The 11,931-nt window shown below is 44.9% G+C and carries 12 protein-coding genes; 7 read left to right on the plus strand and 5 right to left on the minus strand.

Features of this window, described 5'->3' with window-relative positions; translation table 11 throughout:
* Positions 1-161 precede the first annotated feature (161 nt).
* The 4 genes from C8268_RS22100 (at position 162) to C8268_RS22115 (ending at position 4,352) form a co-directional block, all read left to right on the plus strand.
* Positions 162-1,388 (plus strand): CynX/NimT family MFS transporter, encoded by a 1,227-nt coding sequence (locus tag C8268_RS22100; protein WP_106770068.1) that lies wholly within the window; start codon positions 162-164, stop codon positions 1,386-1,388.
* A gap of 150 nt (positions 1,389-1,538) precedes the next feature.
* Positions 1,539-2,210 carry a YdeI/OmpD-associated family protein gene (locus tag C8268_RS22105; RefSeq protein ID WP_106769684.1) on the plus strand — a complete coding sequence of 224 codons (672 nt, stop codon included), beginning with the start codon at positions 1,539-1,541 and terminating at the stop codon, positions 2,208-2,210.
* Positions 2,211-2,396: 186 nt separating this feature from the next.
* Entirely contained in the window at positions 2,397-3,053 is a 657-nt protein-coding gene (gene pgmB / locus C8268_RS22110; RefSeq protein ID WP_106769685.1) for a beta-phosphoglucomutase, read from the plus strand.
* 243 nt (positions 3,054-3,296) lie between these two features.
* On the plus strand, positions 3,297-4,352 hold the full coding sequence (locus C8268_RS22115; RefSeq protein WP_106769686.1) for an LLM class flavin-dependent oxidoreductase: 1,056 nt from the start codon (positions 3,297-3,299) through the stop codon (positions 4,350-4,352).
* A 108-nt stretch (positions 4,353-4,460) separates the two neighbouring features.
* Here C8268_RS22115 and C8268_RS22120 read toward each other — a convergent pair whose 3' ends face one another.
* The 3 genes from C8268_RS22120 to C8268_RS22125 form a co-directional block, all read right to left on the minus strand.
* Complete coding sequence (locus C8268_RS22120; RefSeq protein ID WP_106769687.1) at positions 4,461-4,883, minus strand: SRPBCC family protein; 423 nt, start codon at positions 4,881-4,883, stop codon at positions 4,461-4,463.
* Between the two features lie 436 nt (positions 4,884-5,319).
* Positions 5,320-5,433, minus strand: a complete 114-nt coding sequence (locus C8268_RS23270; protein WP_234032928.1) for a putative holin-like toxin — start codon at positions 5,431-5,433, stop codon at positions 5,320-5,322.
* Between the two features lie 172 nt (positions 5,434-5,605).
* Positions 5,606-6,079: a DUF5381 family protein gene (locus C8268_RS22125; protein WP_106769688.1), complete on the minus strand. Its 474-nt coding sequence runs from the start codon at positions 6,077-6,079 to the stop codon at positions 5,606-5,608.
* 383 nt (positions 6,080-6,462) lie between these two features.
* On the opposite strand from C8268_RS22125, the gene C8268_RS22130 reads away from it, so the two are divergent.
* On the plus strand, positions 6,463-6,801 hold the full coding sequence (locus tag C8268_RS22130) for a zinc ribbon domain-containing protein YjdM (RefSeq protein WP_106769689.1): 339 nt from the start codon (positions 6,463-6,465) through the stop codon (positions 6,799-6,801).
* A gap of 83 nt (positions 6,802-6,884) precedes the next feature.
* Here the strand turns inward: C8268_RS22130 and C8268_RS22135 are convergent, their stop codons facing one another.
* Positions 6,885-7,943: a PocR ligand-binding domain-containing protein gene (locus C8268_RS22135; RefSeq protein WP_106769690.1), complete on the minus strand. Its 1,059-nt coding sequence runs from the start codon at positions 7,941-7,943 to the stop codon at positions 6,885-6,887.
* A 222-nt stretch (positions 7,944-8,165) separates the two neighbouring features.
* Here C8268_RS22135 and C8268_RS22140 point away from each other — a divergent pair, with 222 nt between their 5' ends.
* Both C8268_RS22140 and dhaK read left to right on the plus strand, forming a co-directional pair.
* Entirely contained in the window at positions 8,166-9,302 is a 1,137-nt protein-coding gene (locus C8268_RS22140; RefSeq protein ID WP_106770069.1) for a glycerol dehydrogenase, read from the plus strand.
* A 1-nt stretch (position 9,303) separates the two neighbouring features.
* A complete protein-coding gene (dhaK, locus tag C8268_RS22145) occupies positions 9,304-11,064 on the plus strand; it encodes a dihydroxyacetone kinase subunit DhaK (protein ID WP_106769691.1) in 1,761 nt (586 codons plus the stop codon).
* 498 nt (positions 11,065-11,562) lie between these two features.
* Here dhaK and C8268_RS22155 read toward each other — a convergent pair whose 3' ends face one another.
* Positions 11,563-11,883: a hypothetical protein gene (locus tag C8268_RS22155; RefSeq protein WP_234032929.1), complete on the minus strand. Its 321-nt coding sequence runs from the start codon at positions 11,881-11,883 to the stop codon at positions 11,563-11,565.
* Positions 11,884-11,931 lie beyond the last annotated feature (48 nt).

Here is an 11,931-nt window from a genome sequence, read left to right on the forward strand (position 1 = left end):
TTTGTAGGATATGAAGTTGAAAAAAGCTGTTCGATCATCCCTGTCGAGACAAGTTTATTCACTCAATTCGAGTCCTTCATCGAGTCCGAAAAATGGGTTGTTAGGGCATAAGAGGAGGTGAGGGATCTGTGAAGCTGCCTGGATCATCATCCGAATCGTTAATGTTCCGCAGGGGACTGTTGATGCTAGGTATCATTTTTATCGCATTTAACATGCGTTCTGCTATTACGGCTGTCGGTCCTCTGATTGGAGAGATTCGAGAAGATTTACTGATATCCAATGGGGTGGCCGGCAGTTTAACGACATTGCCACTCATTTCATTTGGGTTATTTTCCATATTAGCTCCGAAGTTTGGAGTGAGATTTGGAAATGAAAGAACGTTGTTTGCGGGTCTGCTTATTTTGTTGATTGGATTGCTGGTTCGGTCGGCGGGTGGAACTGTTCTTTTATTTACAGGCACTGTTCTGATCGGGATAGGCATTGCCATCTTAAATGTGTTATTGCCCAGTCTTGTGAAGCAGAAATATCCGACGAAAATTGGAATAACGACAAGCATGTATACGACGGCGATGAATGTGTTTGCCGCCCTTGCATCGGGGATAAGCATACCGTTAGCTGTAGGCTTGGGACTTGGGTGGAAGCTATCTCTATCCACATGGTCTGTACTTGCGATCACTGCTATGTTGATCTGGATTCCTCAGCTTGGCAATGCCGGGAGAAAAATAGAACACAACAAGCATTCTTCAGCGGAGGCAACCCCTCCACTCTGGAAATCAGCTATCGCATGGCAAGTTACCGTATTTATGGGTCTGCAGTCATTTCTGTTCTACTCGGTTATCGCGTGGATGCCTGAAATTTTGCGGAGCTATGGGATGAGTGTTGCAACGGCAGGCTGGATGCTGTCGATCACCCAATTTTGCGGATTGCCAGCTACATTTTTGGCTCCGGTATTAGCGGAGAGATTTCGTGACCAAAAAGGCCTTGTAGCGGTTGTTGGGGTTTTGTACGGAATGGGAATTGCCGGTTTGTTCGTCGGCGGAAATATGATTGCCTTGTCGATATCTGTCATTCTTATCGGTATAGGTCAAGGTGCTTGCATCAGTCTTGCCCTCGCGTTCATGGGACTTCGATCTGTGAATGCAGAACAAGCAGCTGTATTGTCAGGTATGTCCCAGTCGATTGGGTATTTGCTTGCGGCAACTGGCCCGATCTTGATGGGCTGGCTGTTTGATTATACCGGAACCTGGACTCTGTCGATCGTGCTATTGCTTGTTGTGTTAGTAATAACAGTGGCGGCAGGTGTCGGAGCCGGGCGGAATCGGTATGTATTTGAGCCGATACATGAACAGCCTGAAGCGGGAAATTATTCTCATCATACCAATGCGTAATCAAAATAGGAAATGACATTTTCATCGATGTATGCCATTTCACGTAAAATCGATATGACAGTCCTCTAATTATTTCATTTTCTCCTTTTTGGATATAATAAGCATGGATCAGCGAAGAACATTCAACCAACAGTTAGGGGATCAAGCGTTATGTCGAAATCGATCGTAGAAAAGCTGAATTTGCATAAATTTGAGCAGGTTGCTATTTTGAACGAGCCGGAAGGCTCTGATTATTTTGCCGGGATGACAGGGTATGATACAACACTCAAGAAGGATGCATATAATCTGATTTTTGCGTTTGTACTGGATCTAAAGTCTTTAAAAGAACTTGTAAACCATGTGATTGCTCAGAATCTTCTCCGTAAAAACGGGTATCTCTTTGCGGCATACCCTAAAAAAGGAAACAAGGTATATTCCACTTTTATTCACCGCGATGACCTGTTGGAAGGTGTCGGCAGTGATCAGGAAGGATATATTGGGACGAGCGATATCAAATTTGCACGAATGGTCGGATTGGATGATGTTTTTACGGTTGTAGGATTCAAGGAGGATGCAGCAGGAAAGAATAAATCTTCTTCAAGATCAAGTCAGTGCGTCGATGATTATATTTCTCTGATTCCTAGTGTAGAAAAGGATTTGGAGGATACGCCGGAGCTGCTGGCCTTCTTCCAGTCGCTTACTCCAGGATACCGCAAGGACTGGGCACGTTATGTGTATAGCGCCAAGCAAGAGGCAACCAGAGCCAAGCGCCGAGAAGAGATGAAGATGATTCTTCGGGCAGGGTACAAGAGTCGCGAACTATATCGCAAAGATCATTCTTAGAATAAATAGAGTATGTTATCTCATAGTCAATGGACATGGACCTGGGGTATCTTGAAAATGCAATATATTGTTCAGCAGCAGTGATTCAATTGCTGATGGGTTACGGTGTATGTCCATAAAGGCTATTTTTGTTGTACAATGAAACAGTTAGATGAACATATTTGAATAGGAAGTGGATACATAGATATGAATATTCAAGCAGTTTTATTTGACCTTGATGGAGTTATCACAGATACGGCAGAGCATCATTTTATCGCTTGGAAGCAGATGGCTGAAAGCATTGGCATTACGATAGACCGGGAATTTAACGAGTCGCTTAAAGGGATTAGCCGCATGGAATCGCTAGAGAGAATTCTTGTCCATGGCGGAGTTCAGGATAAGTATACAGATGAGGACAAGGCACGCCTTGCTCAGGAGAAGAATGACCATTACGTGTCCTTGCTGTCTGATTTGACGCCGGATCACACGTATCCGGGTATTCGCGAATTGCTACTTTACCTGCAGGAGCGCAATATTCCTGCTATCGTAGCTTCTGCCAGCAAAAACGCACCGAAAATTCTTAATTCTCTGGATTTGACGGAGCTGTTTAAAGTGATTGTGAATCCGGAAGGCATTCCTGGAAAACCTTCACCGGACATCTTCCTGAGTGGTGCAGCGGCAGTAGGAGCTGATCCGGCAGCTTGTGTAGGCATTGAGGATGCGCAGGCGGGAATCGAAGCGATTAAAGCTGCAGGCATGTATGCGATTGGTATCGGTGATGCCAATTTGCTGAAGCAATCGGGGGCTGACGTGGTTTATCCAAGCACCAAGGAAATGTTCGAGTCACCTATTTGGAAATCATAAAGCGAGATGTGACGATTTTTATAAAGCCAAGGGGCAACTTATTATCGTAGGTTGCCACTTGGCTTTTAAATATGTTTGGCTAATCGTTTAGACCCGTTTTGGGCACCTTCAGGGTGTCCATTTTGTGCTGCTAATAAAATTTGAAAATTGCTTTCGAATAGTTCAATATAAAGATATATGGATTTGAATATTCATTACTCTTTTAAATTTCTTCTTTATATTGATAACAGGAGGGGTTAGCCCATGGAAATAGGAATCAGTACGTTTGTGGAAACAACGCCAGATGTTCATACTGGTGAGGTGATAAGTCACGCGCAGCGGTTGCGTGAGGTCGTTGAGGAGATTGTTCTTGCCGATCAAGTCGGGCTAGATGTATTTGGTGTAGGAGAGCATCACCGGAAGGATTATGCGGCTTCTTCACCTGCTATGGTGCTGGCGGCAGCTGCGCCGCAGACGAAGAGGATACGTCTTACCAGTGCGGTGACCGTGCTCTCGTCTGATGATCCGGTACGTGTGTTTCAGGATTTTGCTACCCTTGATGGAATTTCGAATGGACGTGCAGAGATTATGGCGGGTCGAGGTTCATTTATCGAGTCTTTTCCGCTGTTTGGTTATGATCTTGGTGATTATGATGAGCTGTTCGAAGAGAAGCTGGATCTGCTGCTTAAAATCCGGGCATCCGAGAAAGTAACATGGGAGGGCAAACATCGGCCTGCGATCAACAATCTGGGCGTGTATCCGCGTCCCGTTCAGGAACCGCTGCCGGTATGGATTGGTAGTGGAGGGAATCAGGAATCTGTCATTCGCGCCGGTCTGCTTGGATTGCCGCTTGTTCTTGCGATTATCGGGGGAAGACCGACACAGTTCGCGCCGCTTGTGGAGCTTTATAAAAGAGCAGCCGCTCATGCAGGGCATGATGTTTCCAAACTGCCGGTAGCGTCTCATTCCCATGGCTTCATTGCAGAAGATACCGAGCTAGCAGCTGACAAATTCTTTCCATCCACTCAAGCGAGTATGAACGTCATCGGGCGCGAGCGGGGCTGGGGGCATTATGATCGTTCCACCTATGATTTAGCACGCAGCTTTGAAGGGGCACTGTACGTTGGCGATCCGGAGACCGTTGCCCAGAAAATCATTCATCTTCGGAAAAACGTCGGGATTACGCGGTTTATGCTGCATGTGCCTCTTGGTACGATGCCGCATAACGATGTGATGAGGGCCATTGAGCTGCTCGGGACAGAAGTGGCCCCGCGTGTTCGTGAGGAAGTTTCGAAATGGGAGGCTTCAGGCAAAGCCTGATATCGTTTAAAAGACAGCTTTTCGCACCGCGCGATGCTTCCAAAGCGCGGTGCGCCACATGTCGGCGGGCAACTCATCATGCTGTGGAGATGATCCTCCGAAGCAATCTTATGCTTCCACGTATTTCACAAGGTTTTCTTTCACAATGCTTTCCCATCCGCCGTTCATCACTTCACGAATGACCGAGTGGGGTTGTCCAAATGCTGTAACTTTTTCCGGGTCCCAACCGGAATGAATTAAAGTGAACTCTGTTTTTCCGGCGTCCACCGACTTTAATTCAAAGGCGAGATGCCAATCTTGATCCCAATCAAACGAGACACGATGCGGTGGGCTAATTTCAGTTACTTTACATGGGGAATCACCGAACTGGCCTGCATGAAGGATGAATTCGTATCCAGCAACAGGCTCGAATGTGTTCTCCATCCACCACGCCGCAATACCCTCTGATGTTGCAACAGCCTTCCATACTTTTTCGATTGGCGCGTTAAGCACAATCGTTTTGCGAATTTCCGGTATTACTTGATTATCCATCGCTTTTCCTCCTTGAATAATATGATCTCAACAGGTGTCGGGAACGATTATAACATCCTCTTGGTTTATGTGAGTACTTGCAATATATGGCGTGTTATTGGCGCGACTAATAATATGGAATAATCCTAGTGTATCCTCGGAAACCAGGCTTATCCATTACAAAGCAGCACCCACTAAAACCCTGTTTGCTACAGAAAAGCATGTCTAAAGTATGATGATGTTTTAATCCGAAGGGCGATGTGGTATTTCATCTTGTCTTTTGAAGTTTCCCGTATTGACAATGCTTGAAACAGGATAATATTATGGTACAATATGTATATAATAAAAGGGAGCGAAGATGCGTTAACATCTTTCACTCCTTGACAACAGCCGCTTATAAGGGCGGTGGCTTCGGAAACAAGTCAAGAAATAGACCGTTTTCCTTGTCGAGGGCGGTCTATTTCTTTTTGTTTTGGTTCAATGCTATGACAAGTGTGATTATCAACCCGATAAGCGTCATAATCAACGTACCGAATTGAATCATGAGTGTCAAAGCATCCTTAACCTCCACAGGCATCACCTCCCTTCCGGGAGATTAGCCGACCGCCCATATAGCCATTCTATCGACATGGGATATTATACCATATTAAAAAGCGCCTAATAGACGCTCATTATGTTACATATTAACTAGATATGTTTCTCTAGGAATGCTCGCTCATGTAAGCAAATCCTTCAATACAGATCTATTTCATTTCCTTTCCGTTACGGCTGATCAGCCCCCGCAGGTGCTTCATGACAGACTGAATTTCGGTATCGGTCAACAAATAATACGTATTCACAGTCCAGGTCTCTCTGTTTTTCAAATGAAAAATCAGCATAGGAAATTTCGGAAGCAGCCACTTCCGAATGGAAGGGCCGCTGTAGCTAATACTTGTAATCTCCGCCCAGGCTACGGTCCGCGTACCATCTGAAATGGAATTTTGATCGTAGGCCAGCAACTGCGTGTCTGATTTTAGCGCCTTTGGCAAGCTGATAACCAAGTATCCTCCGAAAAACGGAATCCCTATTATAGCTGATGTGATACAAAAAAACTTACGAATAAAGGAAGTATCCATGAAAAAAGCTGCATACAGCAGAAACAGGCAGGCCAGCACAAACAGTAAACTGCCAAGTGCTTTACCCCATGCCACGGATTTCCGATAAGATATCGCGTTCATGATCTAGCGCCTTCCTAAAATTATTTGAACAGTTCGCTAATTCAATCGAATAATATTGTACTTCATACCTAACAGCAAAAGGATACCTGTTACAGCGAAAATTCCAGCAAGTAGAAGGCCACCTACAATAATTGTCTTATCAGAAGCAGTCCATTTCCTTTTCATTTTTCCACTCCTTAGTAGAAATGTATTTCCGGGAGATCAGAGTTAGGAGAAAGCTTGTTTGCCATTGCAATCAGCCTGAACTATCGGCATCTGCTGACTTGAAATGTTTTGCTAAAAAATCGTGGTCGCCCTATGTGGGTGCGTTCATTGTCTTTCACATAGGACTATGGCAGAATAGTATGAAATATGAACAACAAAGAAATGGAGAAGTTAAAACAATGTCTAATTTACCAAACTGCCCGAAATGTAATTCAGAATACACATATGAAGACAGAAATGTTCTGGTATGCCCGGAATGTGCTCATGAATGGAGCGTGGAAGACGAGAACAATAGTGAAGAGACCCTGGTTGTCAAAGATGCCAACGGCAACGTATTAAACGACGGTGATTCTATCACCATCATTAAAGATCTGAAAGTAAAGGGAAGCTCGTCTGTTTTGAAGATCGGTACAAAGGTAAAGAATATCCGGCTGATTGAAGGCGATCATAATATTGATTGCAAAATCGATGGATTCGGTCCGATGAAGCTAAAATCTGAGTTCGTAAAAAAGCTATAGTCCTGTAACGCCAATATAATACAGGTCTTTTATATGAAAATATCGGTCATCATGACCGATATTTTTCGTTTTTCAAACTTATATTATTTCACTCCTGTATGCTTTTCCTGATACACCGTACGGTAAACGGTAGGCGTTATAGCTTCAAACTTTTTGAAAGTTTTAATAAAATAACCCGAATCACAGAAGCCCAGTTCATCACTGATCTGGTGAATCGGCAGATCGGTTGTCTCCAGAAGCTGTTTGGCCCATTCAATTTTCAGACGTGAAACAAAGACGGAGAAGTTCTCACCGGTTTCTTTGACAAAAACCCGGCTGAAATAACTTGGACTAATATGACAGAGCTTAGCCATCTCACTGAGGGTTATATTTTTATTCTTATGATGATAAATATAGTCAAATGCCGGCTGCAGCAGTGTGTTGGTAGAACGGAACTCATTGGTGGTCGTCTGTTTGATCTTATTTTCAATAAGCGTGTTGGACAGTTCATGCTGAATCGCTTGTATGTTGCGGAGCGGAAGATCGGAGTTAATCACCGAATCTTTTACCGGATGCTCTGCAACGTCCATGGATAGAGCTTTTTTGTACATATCGATGGTCGAGGTCTTGGTTATCGCTTCTTCCACAATATAATTGCATAAGTGAGACAACATGTCGGCGATGGTTGTTACTTCTTCGTAAGATAAGGTTGGCAGAGAATGATAGTCCTGCTTTAACGTTTTAATTTTTTTATTCGTTTCTGAATTTGAGGGACGGGTAACGATCTGTTCAAGTTGCGGAGGCTGGCCGGCATCACGCAGCTTGATTTGCCCTGCCATGAGTGCGCCGATGTATTGATTATCAACAATGATCGGTATAGCGATATCAATAATGTTGAAATGACATAAGTAAATGTATGGTTTATTGAGACGTACCGCTTCCAAACCGCCTCTGGCATCACATTTCTGACAGTACGGGGACAGTGACGGATCTTTTCTGACGGACTGACAGAAGGATTGACAATAGCTGTGCTTCGTAACAGGGACCCCTTTGTAATCGACTGTAATAATAGCCATTTTGGTAACGAGCGCAAGGGAGTCCTGCAGCTTATGCCACTTTTCTAAATCAATGATTTTATCCAATTGAAACAATGAACTTTTCACTTTGACTCACTCCCTGTAAACTTGCTGTGCGAGTACGGTTGTATGGTACAACCTCTTTCATTATACTATGACCACTTGTACAAAGGACAAGATTATACAATTTATCAGCTATATGACAAAAAAACTCCATCTGAAAGCGCTTTAATTAAAATGTTTCGTCCAATGATTAAAATTTATAGAAAGCCTATAATGAAACCAAGAAAGTAAGGGAGGAATTTAATGATGAGAAAAGCATTTATTTGTCCAACTAAGTATGTACAGGGAGAAGATGAGCTTTTAAACCTGGGTTATTTTGTAAAAGAATTCGGGGATTCCGCTTTACTTATTGCCCATTCAGATGATGTAAAACGGGTCAAAGATAAACTGAAATCTACTATAGATAAATTCAATATCACATTGGTTGAAAGCGGATTCCAAGGAGAGTGTTCTCGCGAAGAAGTGAAAAGGCTGAAAGAGCTGGCTAAAGAAAAAGCCTGTGCCTGCACGATCGGATTGGGTGGAGGAAAAGCGATTGATACCGCAAAATGTGTGGCTGAAGGCGATGCCTTGATCATCGTTCCAACGATTGTAGCAACCGATGCGCCAACGAGCCATTCCGCTGTTCTGTATACGCCGGATGGGGAATTTGATGACTACGCTTATTTTAAACAAAGCCCTAGTGTGGTAATGATAGATACAACCGTAATTGCTAATGCGCCTACGAGATTTTTGGTGGCTGGTATGGGTGATGCGCTATCTACCTATTTTGAAGCCAGAGCTACGGCAAGATCTTACTCGAATGTGAATGCCGGTCTGCCATGCGGTGTTCGTGAAGGAATTTGCGGTGAGGCAAAAGGAACCAATACGGCGCTTGCACTGGCCAAGTTCTGTTACGAAATGCTGCTTAAGGATGGTGTTCAGGCTAAGGTATCCTGTGACCACAATATGGTTACCCCTGCACTGGAGAACATTATTGAGGCGAACATTCTATTGTCCGGGCTCGGTTTTGAGAGCGGTGGGCTGGCTGCGGCTCATGCGATTCATAATGGTTTAACTTCGCTCGAAGGAACCCATCATTATTACCATGGGGAAAAAGTAGCCTTTTCAACGATTGCCCAGCTGGTTCTTGAAAATGCACCGAAAGAAGAGCTAAATGAAGTCTTGGCGTTCTGCACAGCGATAGGTCTTCCTGTCTGTCTTCCAGACCTTGGAGTTGATAACGTCACGCACGAAGAATTGCTGGAAGTAGCGAAGAAAGCTTGTATTCCGGAGGAATCGATTCATTCCATGCCATTCCCAATCACGGAGGAAGCGGTGGCAGCAGCCATTATGGTAGCCGATCAGCTCGGTCGGAAGTATAAAGCAAGCAAGGAGGTATAAGATGAAAAAAATTATGAACCAACCGGAAACTTTAGTGAGGGAGATGTGCAACGGGATCGTACTGGCCCATCCGGAACTAGAGTTTAACAGCAAGTATAAAATCATCAAGAAAAAAGAGATCAACCCGGAAAAGGTAACGCTGATCAGCGGTGGTGGCAGCGGACATGAACCGGCTCATGCGGGGTTTGTCGGGAAAGGAATGCTCGATGTAGCCGTTGCAGGTGATGTGTTTGCATCTCCTTCCCAGATTCAAGTGTACCAAGCGATCCGCTCCTCGGCTTCCAATAAAGGGACGCTGTTAATTATCAAGAACTACAGCGGCGATATTATGAACTTTAAAAATGCGGCTCATCTGGCCAGCGAAGACGGCATTCAGGTCGATTTTGTCAAAGTTGACGATGATATCGCGGTAGAAGACAGCCTCTATACGGTGGGTAGACGGGGAGTGGCTGGAACCGTTCTTGTTCACAAAATTGCAGGTGCAGCTGCCGAAGCTGGCATGGCGTTGGATCAGGTGAAAGAAGCTGCTCAGAATGCGATCGACCATACCAAAAGTATCGGTTTCGCGTATACGTCCTGCACCGTTCCTGCCAAGGGAACCCCGATGTTCACCTTGGAGGAAGATGAAATGGAATATGGGGTCGGCATCCATGGTGAACCAGGAATTCGCAGGGAAAAGATCGTTTCAGCCGATGAACTGGCCGGACGCATGGTGAAAGAACTGCTGGAAAGCTTGAAAATAGAGGACGATCAGGAGCATGAATTGGCTGTTATGATCAATGGCTTTGGAGCGTCCCCGATGCAGGAGCTGTATTTGTTAAATAACTCGGTTATCCGTGAGTTGTCATCCCGGAACAAACGGGTATATAAAGTTTTTGTCGGCAATTTCATGACAAGTATCGATATGGCCGGCGCTTCGGTTACATTGATGAAGCTTGATGATCAGTTGAAGCAATTGCTGGCGGAGCCGTGTCATACACCTGCCCTGGTTGTTCAAGAGCCTTTTGAGCCAGTCAATTACACCGAGGTTGTATTGAAACCGGAAGAGAATAAAGCAGTTTCCTTCAAGGTGGAGACTCATGAGCAATATGCTGCGATTGATCATAATAAGTTCTCTTTAAATAACCTGGTATATCTCATCGACAAGATGAGTGAAGTCATTATCGAAAATGAGGTTCCGTTCTGTGAGCTGGATGCGCACGCAGGTGATGGCGATTTCGGCATGAGTGTGGCCAAAGGCTTCAAGCAGTTAAAGACCGAATGGAAGGATATCGTCACACATCATACCGGAAATATAGGAGAGTTTCTCGATGCTTGCTCTCTGATTATTATGGAGCATTGCGGAGGAGCGTCCGGTCCGATCTGGGGCTCTGCTTTCCGGGCAGCCAGCAAATATGCCGGGGATAAGAAGGAACTGTCGGTGCAGGAGTTTGCCGGCATGATGTCCGCTGTGGTCAAGGGAATTCAGGATACTGGAGAAAGATCATTCGGCCGGGGTGCGGTCGTTGGCGACAAAACCTTGATCGATGCGTTAGTTCCTTTTGCCGAGTCTTGGGAACAAAGTGCGAGCCAATCTGAAGATGTGAAAACGGCATCAGCGAAGGCGGCACAAGCGGCCGTTCAAGGAGCAAAGCAGACGGAAAGCATCGTTGCCCGCATGGGACGAGCAGGTACCGTTGGTGAGCGGAGTATCGGTTATCCGGACGCGGGAGCTTACGCCTTGGGCGTTATTTTTACAGAGCTGGATAAAGCTTTACAGTAAACCGTATATCGTTAAATAAAAAGCGTCATGCTTGAATTCTTACATTCAAGCATGGCGCTTTTCTAGTTATATTAGAAACAAGTAAAAGCTTCAATTCTTCTTAAATCGAACCCGGAGTAAACCCACCTTCTTCCGGTCCATCTAAAGCCGGCAATAGAGGTGCGGCCGATAAACGTGGGGAAAAACCAAAAGCCCATTCCAAATCTCGGCCAAATGTAAGTGTATCGGTACAAACAGCGAAAAATGGCACCAGGATCGACAGCAAGTGTTGACGTCATCGGCTTCGGAGGTGGGGCTTGTGGAGGCGGAGATGTCGGTCCCTGTTGCGGTCCCTGTGGACCTTGTGGTGGCATAAATGCCATCAATAATCACTCCTTTAAAAGACGTATTGTAAACCCAGCATGTGAAATAAATGAATCCAGTAAGCGGCACCCGATATCGTTATACGATACCGAGATGCGCTTTTTTTGTGTGTAAAGAGCCTGCTGCTTTTCGAATCTAGGTGTACAGCAGAGTAATTACGAGCAGTTCGTAAAGGACGAGCGGTAAAATAACATCCGAATAAAAGAAGGGGTTAAAGCCTCGATAACTGTTGCTTGCGGGTAAACTCAGGTGCATAATACCTCGATCACAATGGACGATGATCCCTTCGAAAACATCTCCGTCCATCGTTTCGACGCGAACAAGTTGATTCATATGTTTTCTGCATAGATGGTGTATATGATCTCGTGTAGATTTTAAACCGTGAGAGTAGTTCTCTCCAGCTTGATACAAAATGTGCTCTCTTGGACCGGGGGCGGTATATTGAATGCTCATCATTAAATCCTCCATCTCTGGGTGTTTATCCATAGTTGCAATATATGCGAA

This window comes from Paenibacillus faecalis, from assembly GCF_900289175.1.
GTDB lineage: Bacteria > Bacillota > Bacilli > Paenibacillales > Paenibacillaceae > Paenibacillus_AQ > Paenibacillus_AQ faecalis.